This window comes from Nitrosospira sp. Is2 (assembly GCF_033095785.1).
Lineage (GTDB): Bacteria > Pseudomonadota > Gammaproteobacteria > Burkholderiales > Nitrosomonadaceae > Nitrosospira.
This window is the reverse complement of the sequence record NZ_CP137134.1, coordinates 3,160,460-3,187,016: the sequence shown is the minus strand read 5'-3', so window position 1 is coordinate 3,187,016 and position 26,557 is coordinate 3,160,460. Positions and strand designations below refer to the sequence as shown.

General features: G+C 51.2%; 9 protein-coding genes. 7 read left to right on the top strand and 2 right to left on the bottom strand.

The features are described from left to right. Positions 1–638: 638 nt before the first annotated feature. From R5L00_RS13930 to R5L00_RS13920, 3 genes are read left to right on the top strand one after another with little or no spacing between them, the layout of a single operon-like run. Positions 639–1,130: a hypothetical protein gene (locus R5L00_RS13930; RefSeq protein WP_317652406.1), complete on the top strand. Its 492-nt coding sequence runs from the start codon at positions 639–641 to the stop codon at positions 1,128–1,130. Next, a complete protein-coding gene (locus R5L00_RS13925) occupies positions 1,127–1,405 on the top strand; it encodes a hypothetical protein (protein WP_317652405.1) in 279 nt (92 codons plus the stop codon). The genes R5L00_RS13930 and R5L00_RS13925 overlap by 4 nt, the downstream gene beginning before the upstream one ends. A 5-nt stretch (positions 1,406–1,410) precedes the next feature. Further along, entirely contained in the window at positions 1,411–1,842 is a 432-nt protein-coding gene (locus R5L00_RS13920; RefSeq protein ID WP_317652404.1) for a hypothetical protein, read from the top strand. A 382-nt stretch (positions 1,843–2,224) separates the two neighbouring features. Here the strand turns inward: R5L00_RS13920 and R5L00_RS13915 are convergent, their stop codons facing one another. Together R5L00_RS13915 and R5L00_RS13910 are read right to left on the bottom strand one after the other, a co-directional pair. Beyond that, entirely contained in the window at positions 2,225–4,426 is a 2,202-nt protein-coding gene (locus R5L00_RS13915; RefSeq protein WP_317652403.1) for an alpha-amylase family glycosyl hydrolase, read from the bottom strand. A gap of 70 nt (positions 4,427–4,496) precedes the next feature. Next, positions 4,497–5,723 carry an alpha-amylase domain-containing protein gene (locus R5L00_RS13910; protein WP_317652402.1) on the bottom strand — a complete coding sequence of 409 codons (1,227 nt, stop codon included), beginning with the start codon at positions 5,721–5,723 and terminating at the stop codon, positions 4,497–4,499. 574 nt (positions 5,724–6,297) lie between these two features. Between R5L00_RS13910 and R5L00_RS13905 the strand changes: the two genes are divergently transcribed. From R5L00_RS13905 to R5L00_RS13890, 4 genes are all read left to right on the top strand, one after another. After that, positions 6,298–14,307, top strand: coding sequence for a SpvB/TcaC N-terminal domain-containing protein (locus tag R5L00_RS13905; RefSeq protein ID WP_317652401.1), 8,010 nt, complete (start codon positions 6,298–6,300; stop codon positions 14,305–14,307). A 135-nt stretch (positions 14,308–14,442) separates the two neighbouring features. Next, positions 14,443–14,592 carry a hypothetical protein gene (locus R5L00_RS13900; RefSeq protein WP_317652400.1) on the top strand — a complete coding sequence of 50 codons (150 nt, stop codon included), beginning with the start codon at positions 14,443–14,445 and terminating at the stop codon, positions 14,590–14,592. A 149-nt stretch (positions 14,593–14,741) separates the two neighbouring features. Then, positions 14,742–22,832 (top strand): neuraminidase-like domain-containing protein, encoded by an 8,091-nt coding sequence (locus R5L00_RS13895; protein ID WP_317652399.1) that lies wholly within the window; start codon positions 14,742–14,744, stop codon positions 22,830–22,832. A 170-nt stretch (positions 22,833–23,002) separates the two neighbouring features. Further along, a complete protein-coding gene (locus R5L00_RS13890) occupies positions 23,003–26,176 on the top strand; it encodes a hypothetical protein (RefSeq protein ID WP_317652398.1) in 3,174 nt (1,057 codons plus the stop codon). Positions 26,177–26,557 lie beyond the last annotated feature (381 nt).

The window sequence follows — 26,557 nt, the reverse complement described above, 5'->3', positions numbered from 1 at the left end:
GATAGTAATCAAGTCAATAAGGATATCCTACAGTGCCCCCTTAACTCCCGTTAGTCCTTTGTTTTCCCGTATAGTATTAATTTACATCGTTATTTCGTCCCCGCTCACCGACTTCCTGGACCTGCCGTACTTCCTCTCTACAGTGACCGAGTTTTTACTAAAGCTCAGCCGCAACTTCCGCCAGTTGCCGCTCTGAAACTTCCGTTCCGCTGGTAACGGCGATAGTGGTAACTAGGACAAGAGTACTTTACTAAGCGTTAGCGGCCTGTTTCGCATGAACTCTTGCTCGGCGGCGGTTATCTCCATCTCTACTTTTGCCTGTGGTTCGAAGACGAGGGTTACGGGGGCGACCCTAACCGTGCGTATACGTTTGCGTGCTGTACGTTTGCGTGCTGTACGTTTGCGCATTTAATTCGTATCGATCCTGAGACTCTTCGCAATATCTGTTTCGATGAACGAGCAATAGGTTATCCCGTCAATAGGAACCCTCCATTTTCGCAGCAACCTCTATTTTTTTGAACGGTTTTCTTTTTTCCTTTTAGGAAATGTTTCCTCTATGCGTTTTCGCTTTTATTTCTTTGACTTTAAATTTGGAGGGAATTAAAATATCAAACAATATCATTTAAGGTAAATTAAATATGCAATCAATATCAGTTCCAATTCCGACAGAACAATTTCTGGAGTTTGTAAATTTTCTGCAAAGCAACAGTGATCCGCGCGACCCTGTTGAGATGGTTTCCACTGCCATTCAATACTGGCTGGATAACGCGAGCTGCAAACCGGAGTTGTTGTCAGAGGTTAGTAGCGCCATTCGCGGTTATCAATGGAAGAACCTGTTTCTGCCCCATGGGACACAGATTCGCATGCAGTACCGAGGCACGTACTCCTACGCGAAGGTCGAAAACGATGAAGTCATTTATAACGGCAGCGCAATTTCGCCAGCGAGGTTGGCAAATACAATCGCCGGCGGGAGCCGTAACGCCTGGCATGAGCTTTGGATAAAGCGTCCCCAGGATAAGGAGTGGAAGCTTGCGGATGAATGCCGGGTCAAGGAGGAGGTGGTACAGAAATTTATTCAAGAACTCGATGACGAGTTCGGAACATCTCAAACGGAGCGTAAACAGTCATGAACGCGCGCTCCCACGCTACGGTACGAGCACAGCAGCAGTGCATTCCGCCACTAATTGTCCAATGGCTGGATCAGTTTGGCGAGAAGAAGCATGACGGGCATGGCGGCGTGCATCGCTATTTCAGCCGTACCAGCATTCGAGCCATGGAACGGGAATTCGGACGGGAGCCGATCCGGAAGTTGGCCGAGTATTTGGACGCGTACAAGCTCGACAGCAGTCACGATGGATACCTCATTACCATCGGGCATGGAGCCAAACGGATTAAACGGAGATAAGCATCATGTCCGAAATGGTAAAGAATATGGAAGAGCTGGTTTTAGATGGATTTGACGATCTAATCGCGGACGCGTTGGCCACAATCTCGAAAAAACAGCGAAGCCCAACGCCAAACAGGAAGATAGGTTCCCATCACAAGGGGCCAAAAACGGGGCTACGCGTGACTGTGGACGGCCAAGACATCAATCCGGGTAACGCCAATGAAGTCTTTGCCACCGCCCTTGAGCGGATGGGATTGGAACGAGTGAGTCAACTAGGCATTCGCCTATCCGGCATCGCACTTGTATCACGCCAACCCGCCATGGGCTACCAGAGCCAGATCCGGAAAGGTGGGTGGTATGTTACTACCCATGCCAATAACCCATACAAGAAACGCAAGCTCGAAGAGATCGGTGCAGCATTAGGAATTCCGGTAGCTGTAGAAATTGACCGATAGCCCGTATTTTTACGTGGTAGTCGAGATTTTCTGACATGTCGTCAGACTAGTTGCTGATTCAACACATTTCAAACAGCTGGGTTTCCCGATTGTGGACGTGCAACGTCTAAGCTCGGGCCGTTCGTTGATAAGACTTGGAAAATCGAAACCCTTGAGAATTAAAGTACTTCACGAAATAATTGACTGAACATGCCGTCAATGGCTAACGAGGCAGTAGAAATAGTGTTTTTCTGCAAAAATTTGTGTTTGTAACTCATTTTGTGATGCGGAATGTGCGCAGTCTGCTTCATATCGAATCACGGTAATTAAGCTAGCGACTGGGGCGATCCAAAAATTTTCACAAATCGCCAAAGTTCGCTGGAACACGGTGTGTAGCTCATGTTTAAGGTACGCGCTCCAACCGCAAGTATTGGACTTCATTAGGCGTGGTGAAAGTTACATGGAGGCCGTTTGCAATAATGTCGCCCGCCGTTCGAGGTTCCGGCCAAATGGCAGCGGATGGATCATCTGCAACAAGGTTACGAACCTGATATCGCGCGCCCGGGCTACTATCTAATGGAACGTCACGTGGCACAGCAAAGGTTTCCGGATCAATTTTCTGATCGCGGAGATTGATAAAAACAAAAAGAAGACTATCTTCCTGCCATCGGGCGACGGAAAAAATTGCGTCATTAAACCCCCCTCCCCGCTGTTTAGTCAGGAAATAGCGGTTGGTGGAACGCAAGGCGGCATTTTGGGTGCGGGCCGTGTTAAGTCTACGGTACATGTCGAAAACCTTAGCGTTACTCCGGCTCCAATGACCAGCAATGTTCTGCCACGAGTATTGAAAATCAACCTTATCGCCAACTCCCAAGGGCTGGCTCATGTATATCATCGGGACGCCGGGGAGGGCAGCGGCAACAGCATGACGCGCCATCATCAACCATGCATTGCTATTGCCATCTTCATCATGGCTGGTTCCATTGCGAAGAACCGGTGCGTTGTACCCGTAAATAGCCGCTTCCTGTTCAAGGCTTCGAACGAGCTGACTCATCGTAACGCTGTTGTTTCTATATAACCCATGATCAACCGTCGTTAAAAGATCGAAGTGGCGCGCAACGCGGTAACGGATCGGATCGGGATCCAGCGCTTCCGCGAGAAAGATAAAGTCCCATTTCTTCTGGCGAGTCTTATTAATGATGTACTCCCAAGCCTGCGGAGGTAACCCCTGAGCGAAGTCGGCCCTGATACCGTCCAGCTTGTTATCAGTCTGATGAAGCCAGTAAGGGAAGAGATAGGCAAAGTAGTTCCAGACATTCTCCACCTCGAAATCATGCCCGCCGCTTGGATCAAGGTCGGTATACAAGAGATCTCGTTCATCTTCCGCACTCCCACGGCTCGTATCATGCCCGCGCCCAGGTTTGGGGCCTAGAGAAGAATAGTCGCCAAAGAACCAATCAACTCCTGCGTCATACCACTGGTGCTCACCCAGTCGATCAGTCGGTGCGTATTCGGCAAGGTCATTTACACCGCGGGCGTGGATCCGGTAGTTCGATTTGCTCGTACTCCAAGCCGGGCGAACACGAGCCACAGGCTGCTCCGCTTCGCTTCGTGAAGCGAGGCCCAGGTCGACTGCTCCTTGCCCAACGATGACGTCCCGCCCTGCATGGTTCAAAGCAACGTCGATAAAAACGTTCAGATCGAGTTCTTCTGCTTTGTTTACTAAATATTTGAATTCATGCAGTGCCGCGTCAGAGGTACCGGCGTCCGAGAGGCGTTCACTGACCGACCAGTAATCCCGGGCCGCATAGGGACTGCCTGGGGAATGGTTTCCCACCCGTCGTCCATTTTCCCCTTCGAGGCGCTCCCGTGTATTCGGGAAGATGGGCATCAGCCAAAGCGTGTTAAACCCTAGCGTGTTACGAACATAGTGAAGATTGAATGGATCGTAACCATCCTGATCGTGATCCGTGAAATCCTCAAGTGTGCTGCGCTGTTGAGACGTCCCGCCCGCTGTGGCCTCCACGACGTATGGATTAACTTCGTACAGGGTTAGGTTCAACACCTTTCGCGGCGAGACGACAATTGCCAAATCCCGTTGCATTTGACCATCCGCTTTGAAATCATTATGCCAACGCCACGGGTCATCGCCATAGCGGTACCGGGACGTTATACGGTAGGCACCCGTTCGAGTCGCGGTCAGAGTAGTTTTATACAACTCATTGTTGCCGACGCGCCCCACATGGGTCATCGGGTAAGTCATATAATAGCTGTCGGGTCCGCCGGCATCCTTCACATCTTCCCAGACTTTGGCATGATCGCGCCGATTCAAGTTCGTAAAGACTTCCACATGCAGTTCGGAGGGCAAACGACCGTCGGCATTCACCTGTATCAACACATCAAAGGGAACCTGCTCGTTTCGATCCTCATCAAGAAAGTAATGGACCGTCCCATAATTTCCAGGTCTTGGGTTCGACCATGCCACATCATCACGGACAACCAGTCCCCCCATCCAAGGTTCCGCCCTGGCGACAATCGGCAGCAAGAGGAAGATGGTGAGGCCGAACAGAGCTGCTTTTAAGACCTTGGAGCATTTTGCCTTCATACTTCCTCCTTGCGGAACAACGTCTCGACCGTCTCAGTAAGCTGAGGCGCTAGCAAAAAATCGTTGGATGTTAGCCAGGCGCAAACATCACATAACTCATGGGGGGGATCGATATTTCGACGTATCCATCATTGTTGGTCCACTTATCTTCCACATGAAAACTGTAGTCATGTAGCTTGGTATTCCTCCAAGATGTTGGCACCCATCGTCGTACCCAAGCATCAGACTGGTTGATGCCGGCAAGCAGATGCCCACTGCGCTCGAAAATTAGTGTGTTCTGATCTTTGTAGCGGTTGATGTATGGACCCTTGGCAAGATTCTCATGAACCCAGACAAGGTTATTGAGGGCTTTATCATTCAGCAGCACGTTGTAGAAGAGCGGATACCCGGGGTAGGCGGAAATAAAGGCATAAGCCAATAACCGGTTGGCGGGAGGGCCGTAATCGTGATTCTCCACGAACGTAAGTGCTTTTTCGCCGTTGCGGCCCGCGTATCCGGCCCCATCAAGGGCGGCAAGGTTGCCGCCAAGCTTGAAATTATCGGCCATTGCCGTGTAGAGATTCTGATCGGCCACCGCCATGCCAGTATTGACATATAGCTGGAGCCTGTCGATATCCGACTCAACAATTTCGCCGAAGTTGAATTTGCCCCACGCGTTGACGTTATTCACGATGTGTTCCTTCCAGAACCACTTCGGCACGTGCTTCGCTGCATCCCAGCGATAGCCATCGAATCCCATATTGTTCGTTTTAACGAGATAGGCAAACAATTCCTGCCGTACATAGGGAGTTTCCTGCGCCAGATCCTCAAGTGCAAACAATGAGCCGTTCTCGACCTGATATTCATCGTTCCAGTTTAAGATATCGCCTTGATGGTGAAAATCACTTGGACCGAATCGCCTGTAGGTAAAATTTTTATCGCGGCACATATGGTTCATGACCATATCGGCATAGATATGCATTCCTGCGCCGTGGACAGCGTTGATCAGGTCGGCAAGTTGCTGCTCCGATCCGTGAGAACTGTCGAAGCTGGTAAAGTCCTCGGGGTTATACCCCTTGCTGATTCCACAGGATTTCTGATGCGGTGAAATAAGGAGAGCGGTAAATCCTGCCGCATGTATCTGGTTGACATGTTGCTTTATGAATTCCCAGTTCCATGGAAATTGCGCGCGAGAGTCCGGATCATGACTTAATTGAAGTATTGCTCCGCCCTGACTGCCTTGGGATGCCAAACCCAGAGACAGGACTAATATAATAAATGGAACTACCCTGCGGGCGAAAAGCAACATTTCGTTCATATAAAATTTACTTCTTCAGCTTGATTCTCTTCGAAAGAGGATCCCACCCACGGGCTCCCAACTGATTGCTAGTTTTTCGTCGGGCTTTAATAGTTATAGAACAACTAGCATTTTTCGCTTTCTTGCTCCACCCCCTCAAGGTTTGAATCCAGTTTGAATCCCTATGCGCTATTCACTCGACCATGCCTCCATAACTCGAGATGAGTTTATCCTTCAAGAAGCACACCTCCGATCCGTATAACTTGACCAAATATTGTAAGGGTTTGCCCCGCGTTAATGTAAGCCAGCATTGGGCGGAACCAAAATGCAAGCAAGGACCCACGTCGCGTACCAGATACTTGAAGTATGGGGCCCTCAGGTAGCCCAGGTCCGTCCCCCCCGTCAGTCATCGGGCAATATATCTTTCTGATGCTCATCGGTAACCTTTTGGTTTAGCCCAATTCACCGCCATCCATTCCAAGAAATAATCCTTGATTTTGCTCCTTTATGGACTACAAAGAAAAATCGGGCTTTTTCCGTAATCGCCTGAGCAGATGTTCCGACCAATAACCCAGGCAGACGACTAGAGGCGCAAATGGGTTCCGATTTTACCAACAAGAAAGCCGCTGAATTCCCATCTTCTCCCCAAGAGCAAGATAAGGATAAAGTTTCGGCGCCAACCATATCGCTTCCCAAAGGTGGCGGCGCCATCCGTGGCATTGGCGAGAAATTTGCGTCGAATCCGGTGACCGGAACTGGGACGATGTCTGTGCCGATCGCCACCTCTCCGGGCCGGTCGGGCTTCGGACCTCAACTCTCGCTTTCCTATGATTCTGGCGCTGGCAACGGACCGTTCGGCTTAGGCTGGGGTCTTTCAAGCCCTTCCATTACTCGAAAAACCGACAAAGGGCTCCCGCAATACGGCGACGGGGATGAACAGGAATCGGATGTCTTCATTCTCTCAGGTGCGGAGGACCTGGTTCCTGTTCTGGTCGAATCCGCACCGGGGCAGTGGGGGCCGGAGAGATTAAATCCGCGAAAAGTCGACGGTGCGACCTATCGAATCAAGCGATATCGTCCTCGGGTTGAAGGCCTCTTTGCACGTATCGAACGGTGGACCAATGACGCCGATCGGAAAGACACCTTCTGGCGCTCCATCTCAAGGGAGAATGTCACGACCTGGTATGGCAAGACTGAAGAAAGTCGTATTGCAGACCCAATTGACCCCACACGCATCTTTAGCTGGCTAATATGTGAGAGCTATGACGATAGGGGCAACGCTATCCGCTATGAATACAAAAAAGAAAACTCGCAGGGAGTGGAAAAATTTAGCGCACAGGAAGCAAACCGGGAAGATCAGGGCAGAAGCGCCAACCGGTATATAAAGCGAATCAAGTACGGAAACGTGTTGCCTCGCAAGGGTGATGAGGATTTATCAAAGCGTACGGACTGGATGTTCGAAGTGGTTTTCGATTACGGTGAACATTATGAGGAAGCGGCGAATGGGGATATAAAACAGGTTTTTTATACTGATGATCAGCACGATTGGAATATTCGTCGGGACCCGTTCTCATCCTATCGTTCTTGTTTCGAAGTCCGCACCTACCGCCTTTGCCGGCGCGTACTTATGTTTCATCATTTTAAGGAAGAACTTGCGGTTTCAGATTATCTGGTTCGAGCTACACATTTTTCATATCGTGAAGACGACAACGCGTCCTTCATTACCCGTGTAACTCAATCAGGTTACAAGCTCATCAATGGGCAGTATCTACAGAAAGCCCTTCCGCCTGTAGATTTCGAGTACAGCGCAGCGGTCATTGATGAGACGGTTCGTGAAGTCGATGCATCGAGTGTTGAAAACCTGCCGGAAGGATTGGACGGTAATACTTATCAGTTAATAGATCTTGACGGAGAGGGTTTATCGGGCATTCTTACGGAGCAAGCTGGTGCTTGGTTTTATAAACGCAACCAGAGCGCGCTGCCGGTGATCGACCAAGATGGAAAGAAGATAACGGTTGCGCGCTTCTCTCCGCTTGAAACAGTCGCCACCATGCCTGCTCCAGCAAGGCTGAGCAGCGGCCAGCAGCTATTAGATCTGGCTGGCGACGGTCAACTCGATGTCGTCGAATTTGACGGCCCCCTTCCCGGCTTCTTTGAACGCACGACAAATAATGATTGGGAAACCTTTACCTCGTTTACCTCATTGCCTAACCTTGCGTGGAACGACCCTAATCTCAAATTTATCGATCTTACGGGAGACGGTCACGCCGATATCCTGATAACCGAGGATGAAGCATTCGCCTGGTACCCGTCCCTGGCGGAGGCGGGGTTTGGGCCAGGCGAAAAGGTGCGCCAAGCTATCGATGAGGAACAAGGCCCGCGACTCGTTTTTGCTGATGGCACGCAGTCCGTCTACTTGGCGGATATGTCCGGCGATGGCCTTACCGACCTAGTCCGTATTCGCAATGGCGAAGTGTGTTATTGGCCCAATCTTGGCTATGCTCGTTTTGGCCGCAAGGTCACTATGGACAACTCTCCCTGGTTTGAGGCACCCGATCAATTCAACCAGAAACGCATTCGTCTAGCAGATATAGATGGTTCTGGCGTAGTCGACATGGTTTATTTGGGTAGCAAGGGCGCCCATCTGTACTTCAATCAGTCCGGCAACGCGTGGAGCGAACTGCGCACCATTAGTTCCTTTCCGCGCGTCGACGACTTGTCGTCTGTTAGCGCCGTGGACCTGCTTGGTAACGGTACCGCGTGCCTGATGTGGTCATCGCCACTGCCTGGTGATACGCGTAGTCCCATGCGATATATCGACTTGATGGGTGGACAAAAACCGCATTTGCTGATGAAGACGGCGAACAACCTCGGTGCGGAAACCAGAATCTCCTACGCGCCTTCAACGCAATTTTATCTTGCAGACAAGCAGGCCGGAAAACCTTGGATAACAAAACTGCCTTTCCCCGTGCATTGTGTGGAAAAAGTGACGGTAACTGACAACTGGCGGCAGACTTCGTTCTCTACGACCTATTCCTACCACCACGGCTATTTTGATGGGCGGGAGCGCGAGTTCCGTGGCTTTGGCCGAGTCGAACAAATCGACGTAGAAGACTACGGAATCTTTGAGTCAGCAAATACCGCAAGCCCCTATATCACTCAAGATAGACGGCTATATCAGCCGCCTGTTAAAACCGTGACCTGGTACCACACAGGGGTATTGCGAGATCGCCCTCACATCCTATCGCTTTTCGAAGACGAGTATTTCCCTAACTGGTTCGAGCAGATACGACGGGGCGACGCCAATTTGCTGGGCGGTTTCGGAGAAAATCCTCTGCCGGAGCCTGACCTCGCGGCGGATGATTTAAGTGCCGACGAATGGCGGGAAGCCTTGCGTGCTTGCAAGGGCATGACACTGCGCCAGGAAGTGTGTGAACTGGACGTACGAGCGTTGAAAGATGGCGAACATCGCCCCGTCAAATTATTCTCCACTGCCTATCACAATTGCCACATTCGTCTTTTGCAAGGTCAAGGGATCAATCCACATGCTGTGTTTCTGGTAACCGAGAGTGAAGCCATCACCTACCAGTATGAGCTGGATCTCAAGCCGGATAAACCGGAGCCAGACCCGCGTATTGCCCACACCCTGAACCTTCAGTACGACGAGTACGGCAACCTCCTGCAATCGGTGGCCGCGGTTTATCCTCGTCGCGGAAAATTCATGGATGAGAGCCTAGGTATTGACGGTCTACGGCGTATCCACGAGGTACAACTGGAGCGGCACTTGACCTACACCGAGACCCGGTTCACGGCAGATTTCGTTTCGGACGATGAGAGCGTAAAACTGGACAATTATCGCTTGCGGCTGCCTTGCGAGCAGATGAGCTTCGAATTGATCATTCCCGATTCGGCTGTCACTGGTTACTTAAGGCTAGAGGAACTGCGAAGGCTACGACTGAGCGCGTTTTATGTGCCCAGTACAACGGAGGCTGAGCCTCTTTCAGTGGAAGATATTTCCTACGAAACGATTCCCGATCGCAGCGCTTTTCAAAAACGCATAATCGAACACGCGCGAACGCTGTTTTTTAACGAAAACCTCGTCGATCCCCTGCCATTCCGCCAACTCGGCCGTTTGGGCCTGACTTACGAAGCATACAAACTGGCTCTCAACGATACGTTGCTCGATGCCATATTCAGGGACTCAACGGGGAAAAACAAGCTTGATGACGTTATTAATAGCGCCAAGACAGCACGAGACATACTTCGGGATGCAAAAGTCAGTGGTTACCTCAGTGGCCCCGATCTCATTAATCGATTTCAAGCGATACCACCCGATGTACCGCTTTTTAATTTGGCCGGACAGTACTGGATTCGCTCTGGCACAGCCGGTTTCGCTCCGGATGCCGCGCACCACTTCTACCTGCCGGAGCGATATACCGATTCTTTCGAAAACACGACCACGCTGGAATATGACGCCCGCGACCTGTTCATAGCGTCCACCACCGACGCGATGACCAACACTACGCATGTTACGCACTTCGACTTTCGTGTGCTGGCACCACGTGAAATGAAGGATATCAACGATAACCTGTCCGAGGTATTCTTCGATGTGCTGGGATTGCCCGCTGCAATGGTACTGAAAGGCAAAGGTGACGAAGGAGATAACCTCTGGGGATTTGACGATGCCTTGGCCAATCCGAAGCAGGAAGAGCTCGAAAAGTTTTTTGTTGAAGTAAAACCGTACGACGAAGCCCAGGCCCGGAGGTTTCTAGGCAATGCGACCTCTCGCCTTATCTATTACTTCGGGGAGGTAGAGGAAAAACTTCCAGACGGCACTTCCGTAACTCGATGGGGTCGGCACCCGGCCTGCGCGTGTGCTATTGCACGCGAACAACATGTGGCCCAGCTTGGGCCAGGGGAACAAAGTCCACTGCAAGCGAGTTTCGAGTACTCGGATGGCATGGGCGGCGTGGTGGTAAAGAAAGTCCAGGCGGAACCTGAAAAAGACGGGCAGCCCATGCGCTGGGTCGCCAGCGGCAAGGCCATTTTTAACAATAAGGGCAAACCGGTAAAACAGTACGAGCCGTATTTCAGTTCGTCAGAACATAGATTTGAAAAATCCGAGGAAGAAGGCGTAACTCAAATCATCTACTATGACGCTCTCGGGCGCACGATGCGTAACGAAATGCCCGACGGAAGCTTTAGTCGCGTCGACTTCTCTCCTTGGCACGTCCAAACCTACGACCCCAACGATACCGCGTTTGATCCGCACTCTCCCCAACGCAGCGATTGGTATAAGCGCCGCATGGATCCGTCGAATTCACGATTTGCAGAGTTTAACACGCCAGAAAATGTCAGTGCCGCAAAGGCAGTTGAGGCACACGGCAATACCCCCTCACTAACGATACTCGATAGCCTTGGCCGTGATGTGATCGTCATCGCTCACAATCGTGTAAAGGACGCCACTGAGATATTGAAGGATGAGAAATATATCACTTTTACTAGACTAGATGCCGAGGGCAAGCCGCTGTGGATTCGGGACGCCCGCAATAATCTCGTCATGCAATACGTTGCACCCCCCGTGCAGAACAACCAACCCGACGATCCTTTAGCAGGCTTTGTCCCTTGTTACGACATCGCCGGAAACCTGCTGTTCCAGCACAGCATGGATGCCGGTGATCGGTGGATGCTAAATGATGCTGCTGGTAAGCCTCTGCTAGCCTGGGACAGTCGAGGCCACGCTTTTCGTACCAATTACGATGCCCTGCACCGCCCGATAAGTTCATTCGTAAAGGGGGCCGATCCCTTAAATCCAGGCCGCGTGATCCAGTTCGAGAAGGTGATTTATGGCGATACGCCTACAAACGGCTTGGGCGATGCAAACAAACTCAATTTGCGCGGCAAGCCGTACCAACATTACGACACCGCGGGCGTTCTTATCAGCGCCGGCCGCAAGCCGGTTACCGGCGGTGATGAAGCGTTCGATTTCAAAGGTAATCCCCTGCGGAGCACACGTCAGTTGGCCAAGGATTACAAGAGTACGCCCGACTGGTCGCAAACTCCGGCTCTGGAGGAAGAAATTTTCGCTAGCAGCATCCGTTACGATGCCTTAAATCGCCCGATTCAACTGATTGTCCCTCATAGTGACCAACCGGACGTCAAATTCAACGTAATCCGCCCGGGCTACAATGAGGCGAACCTGCTCGAACGGGTGGACGTCTGGCTTGAACAAGAGGCGGAACCAACCGAGTTGCTGAACCCTGCTACCTCAAATCTTAAGGCCGTCACAAACATCGACTACGACGCCAAGGGTCAACGCAGGCGCATCGAATACAACGGGGCAGGCCATCCTATCGTCTCAGAGTACACCTATGATAAGGAAAAATTTCGTCTGATTCGGCTGTTCACCGCCCGGCCGATATATCCCGAAGCCGACAAGCGTACGCTGCAGGACCTTTCCTACACCTACGATCCGATTGGAAATATTATTGAAATCCGCGACGCGGCCCAGCAAACGGTATTCTTTGAGAATTCGCGCGTAGATGCCAGCAATGCCTATATCTATGACGCCCTTTACCGTTTAATCCACGCTGAGGGCCGGGAGCATGCGGTTCAGAATAATGTGCAGCGCAATGCCAAAAATTTCGACCCCATTATTGGCATACCCTTTCCAAATAGCCCCGAAGCCCTCCAGCGATATCGCGAGGACTACGAATACGACCCGGTAGGCAACATCCTGGGGTTGCATCATAACGGCGGTGGAACGGAACGCTGGTCACGCTGGTATCAGTACGCTCTTGACAGCAACCGGCTGCTCGCAACCCGATCACCGGCCGAGGCTAAGCTGTCGTTCTACGCGGCCGCGCCGGGCTATAGCGCGAAGTATACCTACGACGACCACGGCAACATGACGGCCATGCCGCACCTGCCAAAAATGGACTGGGACTTCAATGATCAACTGCTTACGTCGCAACAACAGGTTGTAAACAACGGCACCGGGGAGAAGACGTACTACGTCTATGATGGGACTGGTCAGCGAGTGCGCAAGGTGACCGAAACGCAAAACGACACGCCAAAAGACGAGCGTATTTATCTAGGTGAGTTTGAAGTGTACCGCAAGTACAGTGGACAGTCCGTCACACTTGAGCGCGAGACATTGCACGTGATGGATGACGAGCAGCGCGTCGCGCTGATAGAAACAAGGACTCGGCTAATTGGTAGTGATCCAGCACTGCCGCAACTCATTCGGTTTCAGCTTGGCAATCATCTAGGCTCGGCGATGCTGGAGTTGACCAATCAGGCTCAGGTAATTTCCTATGAGGAATATCATCCTTATGGCACGACCGCGTATCAGGCTGCACGTAATCAAACCGATACGCCGAAGCGGTATCAATATACTGGCAAGGAACGGGATGAGGAAACGTCGCTTAGCTATCATGGGGCTAGATATTACGCCGGGTGGTTAGGAAGGTGGATAGCCGCTGATCCGGCAGGAATTGCTGGCGGAATGAATTCGTATGAATACTCCGCGGGGTCACCGGTTTGTCTTATAGATCCAGATGGTCTTGCGCCGGTCGATAAACACGATATTTGGCAAGAGGGATCGTCTAAGAGCCCCAGCGTGAATGCTCCAGCAGAGCCCGACATTGTTTTGGAGGTTCCTATCACGGCCCCACCAATCGATGCTAGTAAAGATAACCGCGGGTATGACAAAGAAATGGGGAACATTGCGAAGGAAAATCGCGCGCGCATGATGAGAAAATTTGGCAGGTCTGCAAGCGATTATCATATTTCACATGAAGAAGCCCTTGGGGTTTCAATGCCTGGAACGAAACAAACGGGCACTCCCGAATTCGAACGCCCAAACCTTGTAAGATCTGGTAAGGAAAGAATGGAGCAGACAGCACGCAATAAAAGAGCACAAGCAGCCGGCAAAAATGCATACGAGGAAACTGATCCAAAAACCTTCGCACGACCCAGCGAACAGGAACATAAAAAATTAATAGAAGCGAGAAAGAATGCTGAAGAAGCGGGAGCACCAAAACAGCGCAGCCCTTGGCAGACACCAGAAGCAAAAGCGGCGAGAGCTCATGCAAAGGCTTTGCTAAAGGCGCGGAAGAAAGGCGCACCGCCTCCGCCCAAGCCCGTAGCGCCAAAGCCGTCCGGATCGAAAACGGGAGCTACGTTCCGTGCGCGCGCGAGAGCTAAGCAGGGTGGATTTGCACTCAGGGGAAGTACTAGGGGAAGCGGAAGTTTTCTCGGCAAGGCGGCGGGCGGCGTTGGCATCGCCCTGCTTGCATATGATCTTGCGAAGGCGAAAAGCAACGAGGAGCGGGGTGAGATAGTTAAGAACGCAGTTGTGGGTGCTGCGGTCGTCGGAGTTGTGGCAAAAATCCCTGTCGCAGGTCCGTGGGTAGCCGCAGGAGCCGTTGGCCTTGGCTTAGGAATAGGGGTTGGTACCTTTTTAGCCGAAGAAGTCATTCCAGACCCAGTGCACCGAGCGGTCGGAAAGGCCATAGTCGAGACGACTTTCGGGTCATCGGCGGATGATATCGAAATAATTGAAAAATTGGATGTGTTCGGCTGGCGACCTTTCGCACCATGAACCTACAGGCTATAAGTCTAGGTGAACCGCCTCGATCTATGTATCAAGCGTAATCGAAATTGTCCGCAGGAAGGCTATAGAAACAACAGGAAAAAGCAAGAATTTTAAACAACAAACCCTCTCATGGAGAAGTCCATGAGCAATTCAACTGAAGTCGGCTGGAACAAAGCCACATGGAAAGAAATTAACGAGGCTGTACTCGCGGACGTGGGCAAAGTAAGAATCGCGCAAAAGGTATTTCCATCAATGTTACTCGAAACAAATCCTACCGTAATTCTTAAGTAATTGAATTTTCCGATCCCAGCCTTAGGAAAGGCGAAACCAAACAATCGGTTGCAATTTACCGCAAGCTTTAGACAAGGATGCTGGAAGGTCAATTCTTGATACCCGAGAAACTCGTGCCCATCTGTTAGATTTTCATAAGAGGAGTCACCATGACTGTAAGCTCAAGAATCTATGCGAAGGGCACTCTTGAAAGGAATCGTGACACATGGTTGCTCGTCACGCAGGAGGGCACGATACTCGTCGAGGTGACGCTACCCGATCTGTCTTTGGATCAAAAAGCGGTCAGCATCATTGGCACTATAGGTATATCGTCAGGCACCCCAGGAACAGTTCGACTTATCGTGGAAAAGCTTGCCAGTCACGACGAGATTACTAAAAAAGCCTACGAGATCTATATGTCCGGACAAGGTGGGACTTCGGAAGAAAACTGGTCTCGGGCAGAGCAAGAACTTCTGGGCGGGCCAATAAGCACTGTATCGCCATTGATTGCAACCCCGGAGAAGCACGAGCTTATTGATAAACTCACGGTTGGGAACGTTGGCGATGAGGTCAGCCGATTGCATGAGGATCTTCAAAAGCAAGCATTCGTTGTACCGCCAGAAGAAGTAAAACAAAAAGTGTTCGGTCCGGGAACGTTGGAAGCTGTTCGAAAGTTTCAGCTAGCCAACAGTATCGGAATTGGTCAGGCCATATCAAAAACAGCAGCCGCAGCTCAGTCGACAGCGGGGGCCGTTCCGTTAGCACAGGCTGCCCAAGCAGTTGCCGACGTCCAGGGCAAAATTGCTCCTGCTGTCCAAGCTTCAACTGGGCAGAGGGTGGTTAAGGGTCGTGTCGCTCTAACCTATGGCGTCCCAGCAGAAAAACTGAAATTACGACTGTATCAACGCGGCTTCGGGGGTACGCAAACGCTGCTTAAGGAGGTTGAAACCGACGAGGACGGAAAATACGAGATACCTTACGCAAATGAAGCAGCAAACTTCGAAGTGCATGCTGTCGGATCAGACGGAAAGGAAATCCAGCTTTCCCAGACCAAGTTTAACTCTGCCACCGAGGAAAACCTTGACCTTATCGCACCAGGGAAACTTCAGCCACCCCAACCGGAGTTTGCGCGCCTAAAAACGGCCTTGTCTGCGCGGCTGCAGCAGCCAGAGATACTGAAAAACGCGATTGAGCGTGGAGGTCGTCGCGATATCAGTGACCTTGCTGCGACGACCAACTGGGATGGGCGAGCGCTTGTGCTTGCTTCCCTGGCTTACCAGCACGCCGATACAACCAAAATGCCAGCGGATGCGCTCTACGCGCTGTACCGCGCAGGTTTGCCAGCCACCCCGAAGACGCTGGCTAAAATCAGCCGTCATACTGTCGAAACCGCCCTCAACCAGGCAGTGCAAGCAGGGATTATTGACGGATCAGCGGTGGAAGCTGGAGTAAAAGCCTTCAAAGCCTTAGCGGAAACCGAATTTCTTAATTTTATCCCGCCTGGAAAACTCTCTAACCTTTCGGAATTTGTCGCTCGCGCTTCTGTATCGCCCGAGGATCGCACTGCGTTTACGAACATCCTGAAGGAAGGCAACGGTGAGAACCTTTGGTCACGTGCGAAACAGGCAGGCGTCTCAGAGCAGGGTATCACGACATTACAACTCCAGGGCAAGCTAGCCTATCTCACGCTTAATAATGCCGAATTAACGACGTGGCTGCTCGAAAAAATTGGATCGGGCGATGTGCTAAAGCTCATCGAGCTCGACTTTGATCAGGCAGCGACATGGGTTAGGGAAATCTCGGCTCTCGCCAACGGTTACGACGCTCGCATTGGCAGCCTCGTTCCGCCCGCATTTACTGGTCTCAACAATCAGGCAAGGCTTCAGGCGTACAGCGAAGAACTCGCGAGGCGCGTGCGGCAGATGGACGGCAACCGCGTGACCATGCGGCAACTCGAGCGGGGCGATTTGGACGGCATTTCCTCGGAAGCAAAAGCGGGTGTACAAGCATTTCTAGGTAGCGCTGCTTCTAAAGGTTTCAGACTGGGGCAGACAGCGATCAGCAGTTTTATAAAGGAACACGGCGAAGAAAATTTACTCCCCGACAAGACGCCGGCGGAGAAAAAAGCGGCGCTGGACGAAGTTAAATCTGTTCACCGCCTCTATTCATTATCGCCCTCCGACAAAGCTCTCAACGTTCTCCGCAAAAAGGGCTTTACATCAGCCTATGACATCACCGCCTTACCCTACCGGGACTTTGTGAATCTAGTGGGACCGGAAATCGGCGCGACGGGTGAAATCCCCCTCATTTACTGGAAAGCACAACAGCAATCGGCGACCGTCTTCAATGTCTTTGCCGGCGCGAAGCGGCTGGATGTTGCGCCTCCAATGGATAGTGTGAGCGGAAAGAAGGTTAAACGGGATGCCCAGGTCGCCAAAGCAAAGGAGAAGCTAACGGGCCGATATCCCACCCTCGAGGTACTTTTCGGGAGCGTTGATTATTGCGAATGCGAGCATTGCAAGTCAGTCTTAAGCCCTGCGGCCTATCTCGTGGATATTTTGCATTTTATTGATCCCAAGGAACCTCAGTGGGGTTCCCAGAAGATGCAGTGGAAGATGGCGCAAGCGGATCAGCAGAATGATTACGAGCCGGCCCATAAAAAGCCTTTTGACGCGCTTGTAGCAAGGCGCCCTGATATTCCAAATATCGCTTTGACGTGTGAAAACACGAACACGCCGATGCCTTATATCGATATCGTGAATGAAATACTTGAACTGCTGGTGGTTGGCGGCTTTGGCGGAATCAAGGCATTTGATACCGGGACGTCAACCTCGAAAGATCTGATTGCTGAGCCACAAAACATCACGTGGGAAGCGTATGTTGGGGGGGCAAAACCCGGTCTGAACACCTTGGTCTATCCCCTATCACTGCCGTTCGATCTACCGCTGGAAATGGTCCGCGCGTTTCTAACACAGCTGGACATGCCATTATGGAAGCTTCGGGAAGTAATTGGGCGTCCCAGCAAGCTGTGGGGAACAACCGGAAACGCTGAGGGATTGGTCGATGTCTGGTTTGAGCGACTAGGGCTCGGCCCCGCCGATATCGGCGTCCTCACAGGGGCTTATCCCTGGTACCTGCTTTACGGATATACGGATGAGGCCACTGCCCTTGCCGAACTGGGGAATGCCCAGACTCTCGCACGGCGTCTGGGGGTGACATATAAGGAATTGGTTGAGCTCTTCAAGACCGAATTTGTCAATCCGAAGCTGGGTAATCTGGTTGTCCTACACAAGTTAGACTTGGATCCGGATGAGGTCGAGCGTTATTTCAATCCGACAGACCAGACTGCATTAAGCCCGACAGAGCATTCAGCGTTAGAGGCCCGCGTCAAGACGCTAAAGATTAAACCTGAAGACATCCGATCGTTATGGAACGATGAAGTTCGAGAAAATGTATTGTTGTTGCGCTCGCCTGATGGTGGAAGCGATTTCTCAAAGACAACGGTTGCGTTTGCGAAATCACCTGCTAACAACTCATCCGCCCTCATTCTAGCGTTTGTCAAGCTTAACGCATTTGTACGGCTTCAGAAAAAACTCGGATGGGACTTGGCCACCATAGATAGCGCTCTACGCGCTTTTGTCCGCCCCAATGTGACCGCATTGACACTGGACAACTGGGGACCGAGTATGCACCGTGCATTGATCTATCTCGCACACCTCCACGAAATAGGGACTAGAACCAAGAATCGCGCTACCCTCGAAGAACTTCTTCTGCTGTGGTCACCAGTACCGACAACAGGTTTCTCCAACCTGTACGAACGATTATTTCTAAACAACAGCGTGCTTTCGCGTGATTCTGTTTTCGATGACCCACTCGGGCGTTACCTGCAAGGTTCTTCAGGGAACGTCGATGACCACATCGACGTGGTAACGCAGGCCTTGCAAATATCACATGAGGACATCAGGCAGATCTTTGTGAGGACGGGCATGACAAATCCGAAGCTGACAATTGAGAATCTGTCCATTCTGATACGTCACTCAGTGTTAGCGAAAGCATTGGATATGAGCGTGAGTAACCTTCTGTCTTACCTAGCTCTGTCGGCGCACGCGCCCATGCGTGACCTTAGTGCCGCCCCCTTTCAGGAAGTGAAAGAAGATATTCCGTTTTCTGAGACTATTGCCTTTATCAAGCAAGTGGAAACCATACAAGAGGCCGGTTTAAGCATTAATGTACTTGAGGAAATTTGCCGACAGCTGGGTCAATCAGTCCAGGCAGAGGCGCTGGCAACATTAGCGGATCAGTTGCTTACTGCCCTCAGCGCACTGCCTAAGGTTGAGCCACTTCCTCAGGACCCTACTCCGCGAGTAACAAAGAAACATGAAGAAGCTCAGCAACGAGACCGGTTAGCCATTCTCCAAACCCTCTCCGCGCAACTGGGTACGTCTGAAGCCCTGATCACGATGCTTGTCACAGGCATTCTTACCGATCCAGCTGCCCATAAGCCGCTTATTGAAAGCATGACGACGCGAACTGAATCGTTGCCGAATGCCGGAACTAGATGGATTTTTTATGTCTGGTTTACCGCAGCCGGGTCCTACAAGTTATTAACTTCACCTGATTCTGGCCCAAGGCTTCGATTCGGAGTCGACGGGGACATGCGGGAGATCGCGCATCAGAATGGTAATTTCGACCTTTTGCAGATTGAAGTGGGGAAACGGTACCGGCTCGAACTTACGCTATCAACGCAAGGTACGATGTCGATTGAAGGGGACGCCATCCCCACCGGTGTGGCCGTGGAAAATTATGAGCGGTTCACAGCGGCGACCTTTCGCTTACGCAAGGCGCTCGATTTGCTTGTCACTCTCGACATCAGCGAAGCAGAACTTAACTATGTTCGATCGCTATCGGGCGCGGCGGAATTGAAGGGGTTGCCGCTCATTCCCGTTACGGACGACCAGACCGCGAAAGCTATTTTGTCGACTATCTGGACATGGGTTGATCTCGCCGCCGCCCGAGTATATTACCGCGCGGGTGATCGAGCTGTGAATGTACTTCAAGCAGCGAAGCGAACATTTGATGATCCTGACAAGCAGCCCGTTTTTGAATCCGATTTAAACGACGCATTAGTAGCGCTAACTGGACGGGAGGTGGAATTTGTGCAGGCGACTCGTGACGCCTTGGGATACAACATTACGAAAAGTACTGAAGGCAACATATCGGTCTATCAGGTGATCGGGTTGTCAACCGGAGATGAGTTGCGCCGGTTGACCAACGCGATAACTGGATTAGTTCGGTTGAACTTGCGCCCAGCTGACATTATTCAGTGGGCGCGGAAGCCGGTCGATGCCGCAGTGGCTACAAAAATACGTGCTGCCCTTAAAGGACGGTATCCGCCGTCTGCCTGGCGCGAGCTAGTGCAGCCAATTTTTGATCAACTGCGCAAGAAACAACGCGATGCGCTGGTAGCTCATCTGGTCAACCTGCCCAATAGCCCCTACGGTGCAACGCAGGAACAGCTCCTTGAGCGTCTGTTACTCGACCCCGGCACGGAGCCGCCCGTGCTGGCATCTCGCATCCAGCTCGCTATTTCATCGGTACAGCTTTTTATCCAGAGGTGCCTTATGAGCCTCGAAGATGAGGTCGTTCCCAGCATCATCGACTCAAAGCGTTGGCAGTGGATGTGCCGTTACCGGGTATGGGAAGTGAATAGAAAGATGTACTGCTGGGCCGAAAACTGGCTTGATCAAGAGTTCCGAGACGATAAAACACACCTCTTCCGCGAGCTGGAGGGAGCACTCCTGGAAGGGGATGTATCAGATGATCTGGTACGTACTGCACTGCATACCTACCTTCAAGGTCTTCAAAACATTGCACGCCTCGAGATGATGACGATGTATTTTGAGCCAGGTGTCAGTGCGGACGGAGCCACGGTGCATGTAATAGGTCGAACGCAACACGCGCCCCACAAGTATTTTTATCGTCAGTGCTCGCATCGTATGTGGACACCATGGGAGCCACTGGATACCGAGATAGAGGGCGAACATCTTGCCTTGACAATATGGCGTGGCCGAATGCATCTTTTTTGGGTAACCTTTCTAGAGAAAACAGAACAGAGTACGGGTAGTTCGGATATGACTTTTGAAGGGATGCGTGGAACTAAAACGGGTGATGTCAAGCCAGCTGTAACGATCCAGATTCAACTGAATTGGGTCGAGCAGGTGCAAGGCAAATGGGCAAACCGCTCCGCTACAAAAACTTTCGAGAACGCGCGTCAGTTTGCGAATAAGCGCGCCTCCGACCCGGAGTTACGGCGTCAGTTTTCCCTTCATGTAAAGGTCGACACAAGGGAAACGGAAGAGCTAGGTGATGACATTCTCGAACTCCATCTCGTACACAACGACGCAAAAGAACAGAAGTCACAGAAGTTTGTGATGATCAGCAAGCTGGCTCCTCCTAAGCTTGTCGAAGGTGGCAACCTTTCTATTCCCGGCCCTGTGAGCGGATTGACACCATCTGCATCAAAGTGGGTTGGATCCTCGCCTCTCTCCATTTCATTCATTTCAGATGTAACGCAAGATAATGGAGTTCCCGCTCCCAACTCGGGTGCACCCAACAAATATTCGATACTTGATCAAGGTGGAGAGTTCAGATTGCTTTTTCCCAGTAACGAAATCCGACTTGACCCCAACTCTACTATTCCGCGTGCCGCGGGTAACACCAGCGGTTATGTCTTTGCTCATCAAGACGCGCAGCACGTTGTCTATCGGGGTACCGACCAAAATATACATGACGTTTGGGGGACTCTGAATGGGTGGTTTCTTTCTACACCCACTGCAGAGGCGGAAGCAGAACCGGCAGTGAGTGATCCACATGGTTACCCTCTGGATGAGAAGTTTATGCATTGCATTGCCTATTGCACTGAAAGGAAGGTGCTGGAGCTATCCTGGTCATCTGTGGATTCCCCAGGGCTAGATGAGGACCAAAACGGGACAACGGGGTGGCAGGTTGAAACGCTGTACGAGGCGACCTCGGAGGCGGATCTGCCGGTGGGCCGCCCGCTAGGTGGAATCTTTACCCCAGACCGGGGAGTCGTCTATCGCGTTCAAGATGGGAGGATTTTTTCAGCAGTGGAAGCGGCGGCACCTGCAAGTTGGACGAATCAACATCTCAACTCGGGGTCAATTCCCCTTGCAGCCAGCGACCCCGTGGGCTTTGTAATGAGCGAGATGATCAACGATGTGACGACTGTGCAAAGCCGGCACATTTTTTATCGTGGAACCGATGGGCATGTACACGAGCTTAAAAGCGATCCTGCCGGCGTAGCTTGGACTCATGCCGATATCACGGCCACAAGCGGAGCGCCGGTTCCTGCCCCCGATGCCCAACCTGGGGCATATGCTTTTCTTTCTCAAAAAACGCTTCACGTCGTCTATCGAGACCAAGAAGGCGTTGTACACGAGCTATGGGGATTTGCGGGGAACTGGAACCATATTGCAATTGGTGTGGGGTATGGTAAGGCAGATGGGGATCCTACGGGGTATGCGTTTGAGGGCCAGGGTAGTCAACACGTGGTTTACCGAGGCAAGGATCAACAGATTCATGAACTCTGGTGGACCCTCTTTGGATGGCGGGAAAACATATTGACCCAGGCCGTTAGCAAAGCACCGGAAGCTCGTCGAAACCCGGCAGGCTATTCGTTCGAGAAGCAGGGCACCCAACACGTGGTTTATCAAGAGAAGGACGGCGGCCTTCGTGAACTATGGTGGAATCTAGAAGGATGGCATTTGGGCACCTACGAGCTCATGAAGCCTCTTATGGATCCCATCGGGCCCTTGATCGCGCCATTCTTCTACGAGGATCAAGGTGCTCCTCACACGTTCTTTGTCGAGCCCTCCCTGGCTGAAAAAACCGTTCACGACTGGAAGGAGTATGTCGTGACAACAGAAGAATATGTGCAGGAACACCCCAGCATAAAATTTGACTTCAAACCCTATTTTGAAAGGCAAGTGGAGGTGGTGCCCAGTGATTTAGGAATTTTGAAAAAGGAGGCGCGACATCGTGATGTGATGTTCGAGAATAATGTTCTACTGCAAACGAGTAAGGGACTCTTCAATTCACGCGGCAGTGTTCGCGCAAATGCAATGTCCGAAACGAAGACGAGCACCCACGCGATGAAGATTATCAATACGACTGCCGGGGCAAGGATGTTAGATAACGAGTTTGTTATGGACAAGCGGGTTTTTCGGGAGACGTTCAAATGAAACCGTTTGAAACATTTCATGGGTTGCTCGACACGCAGTACGCTTCAGTTGGACATTGGATAGTTACCAAAAGGGAACGCGTACCTCACCACATCGTTACCCATTCCCGAAGGCTGCTCTATCGGTTTCGTATGCATTTTCACCCGTACGCGGAGCGGCTGCTTACGGAATTGGTCGCGAAGGACATTGAGGGTCTGCAAAACCTCGATACGATGATCCCACAGCTTAAGGAGATCTTTTTCGAAGCCTATTACAAACCCAAGAAATCTGTCTATTTCCGAAGTTCCGCTGATATTGGAGACGAGCCGGCCGCTATCCTTTCGCAGGCGCTGAGCGTCGACGGGAAAGTCCTTCGCGACTATCTGCCAGTTAAGGATTTGGATTTCGACTATGCAGAAGGTGCGTATTCCGTCTACAACTGGGAAGTTTTTTATCATATTCCCTTTACCTGTGCAGTTCACCTTAGCAAGAATCAGCGATTTGCGGAGGCGCAACGCTGGTTTCATTATATTTTTGATCCCACGGACAATAGCGATGGTCCTGCCCCCCAACGTTTCTGGAAGGTTAAACCCTTCCAAATCGACGAGGTAGAGCACGTGGAAGACACGTTGTTGAATTTGTCTACCGGCGACAATCCCGATCTTAGAGAAAGAACTGTTTCTGCAATTGCGGCTTGGCGTGATAAGCCGTTTCGGCCTCATTTGGTTGCCAGGACCCGGCCTACCGCCTATATGTATGCGACCGTCATGGCATACCTCGATAATCTGATCTCCTGGGGCGACTCTCTTTTCCAGCAGGACACTCGTGAGAGCATTAACGAAGCCCTGCAGTACTACGTGCTCTGCGCCAATATTCTCGGGCCTACCCCTCAAGCCATTCCAAAAAAGGGGACACTCAAAACTCAAACCTACGCCAGCCTCCGCAATGATCTCGATGAATTTGGAAATGCCGCGAAGGAGCTTGAGGCGGAAATTCCGTTCGATTTGCTCGGGTCGGGCCTACCGACTGAGGGAAGTTCAGAAGATGTCACGTTGGAAAGCGTAGGACGTAGCTTGTATTTTTGTATACCGCGCAATGAGAAGCTTCTCGGCTACTGGGACACGGTCGCTGACCGTCTATTTAAAATTCGGAATAGTCTTAACCTCCAGGGAGTGTTTAGACAACTCCCACTCTTTGCGCCGCCCATTGACCCCGCAGTGCTTGCGCGAGCCGTAGCGGCTGGTGTTGACGTTGGATCGATCATCGCTGGCCTTGACACCCCCTTGGCGCCCGTGCGGTTTTCAATTTTGCTTCAAAGAGCGATAGAACTCTGCCAGGAAGTGAAGGCCTTAGGCCCCCAGATTCTCTCAGCCATTGAAAAGAAGGACAATGAGGAGTTAAGTATTCTGCGAGCGAAGCATGAGTCGGAACTCCTTAGCCTGATGGGTTCGGTGAAATATGGACAGTGGCAGGAAGCCAAAAAAAACCGCGAAAGTCTTGAGATAAGCCTTCAAAACACATTCCAGCGATTTCGCTATTATGAACGTCTCCTCGGCCGCAACGCAGCCGAGATCAAACTCCCCGAATATGTTGCTCTCAATGCCGGATCTCTAGATCAAAGGAGCTTTGGGATGACAGAGCCAGGGCTATATGCACCCGAAGCTGATGTGCAGATTGACTCAAGTTTTAGGGATGGAGGGCATAAGATTAATCCGTCGGAGGCGCACGAGCTGGATTTCATGGAGGCCGCCCAAATTCTTCAGGACGCAGGGACTGTTTTAGATGGAATAGGTGCCGTGTTAAATCTAATTCCTGACTTTGCTGCGCATGTGCAGCCCTTAGGCGTAGGTGCGACCGCCATGACTGGTGGGACAAAGCTTGGTCACGCGTTCCAGGGACTAGCAATGGTTTCGCGCGGGATAGGCGGACGTGTACAGCATGAGGCGAATATGGCGGCGAAAATGGCGTCATATGACCGCCGGGAACAGGACTGGGCCTACCAGCGCCAGCTTGCCGCTGGAGAGGTGACATTACTGTACAAGAATCTACGCTCTGCCGAGATTCGCGAGTACATTTCTGAACATGAATACAGCAATCATCAGAAACAACTCGAGCAGGCAAAGGATATCGAAGATTTTCTGATTAACGAAAAGCGAAAGACGACTAATGCGAATTTTTATTTATGGATGAAGCGGGAGGCTCAGAGCCTTCATGCGAAGTATTTCCAGTTCGCGTACGACGTAGCCAAGAAAGCGGAGCAACGCTGTCAATATGAGCTCGGAGACGCAAAGGCCACATTTCTTACAGCGGGATATCTAGGCGGACGCGAGAGCCTTTTTGCAGGAGAAAAGCTCTATCTCGACTTGAAGCGTATGGAAATTGCGTATGCGGAACTGAACGTACGCGACTTTGAAATTACAAAAAACATCAGCCTCCGCGATTGGTTTCCTCGTCAATTGCTGAAACTTCGTACAAAAGGGCAATGCGAGATCAGTATTCCTGAAGCGCTGTTCGATCTTGATTGCCCTGGTCACTTTTTCCGGCGAATTAAGTCTGTAGCTGTCTCAATCCCGTGCGTGACTGGACCCTATGCCAGCGTTAACTGTTCATTGACCCTCTCAGCTAGTCAAGTTCGGACCAAAGCTACCGCGGTTAACGGCGAGTGGTATTTTGCTGATATTGATAATCCGGATACTGAACGGTTTACTCGTTATTCCGTAGCAACGAACTCTATCGTTACGAGTAATGCGCAGAATGATGCCGGATTATTTGAACAGAATTTGCGTGACGAACGTCCTCTTCCCTTTGAGGGGGGAGGTGTTATCAGCAAGTGGTCGATTCAGCTTTTAGGAAAGCCGCGCCAGTTCAATTATGATACAGTTGCGGATGTGGTATTGACTGTCCGATATACCGCGCGCCCTGGGGCTCCGCAAGAGATTGTTTCAAACGCGGTTGAAGCATGGCTTAAGGCGAACTCCACGAGGCTGTTCTCTATGCGACATGAATTCTCCTCTGAATGGGCCCGCTTTAAAAATATCAAACTTGAACCGGGACAGACGGGAAGTTTTTCCTTCGAATTAAGAGCTCACCATTTCCCTTATCGAATGCAGGAATCGTTTTCAAACGCAAAGTCTCTTCATATCTTTTGCCGGACAGATGCACAGCAGGTCAATACAGAACTTATCCGTGATAACACATCAGTCGGGAAAACGACTCTTATGAAGGGAGAGGGTATTATTGTTCCACCCCCTCAAGGAGAAGAACCAGGAAGCTTCGATCCGCGAGGAAAGTTTGAGCTGCGGTTCGATACGACGGCGTTGGACGATATTTGGGTGGTGGTGGACTGGGCTGGGGGAAGCGCATAAAAGTGTTAGATCCTGTCCCGGTTGGGCGCAACCTCCAAAATTCCAGTATAAAGGTTGGTCAAGCGCAACTACCGCATTTTGATTTTTGGAGATAGTGAAGCTAGTGGCCCGATTGGCTGGCAAGGCCTGTCTTTCTCCCCGTCTCCGCTTATTCTAAACCCACCTGTATTTCCTGAACTTTGCCATAGGTTTTACCCCATTTCCACGGACGGTGTGGTTAAGCTACGTCCTGCTTCTGACGCATTTCCAACTGCCTTCTTTTTCTTCACAAAGCGGAGTAAAAACCTCTCCTGGGTAATTAGGTGTGGCTCTACCACTTGCAGCGACGCAGTCTAAGATAGCAACCCAAGCTCACATGTGGACTACGATGATTCGACTTGT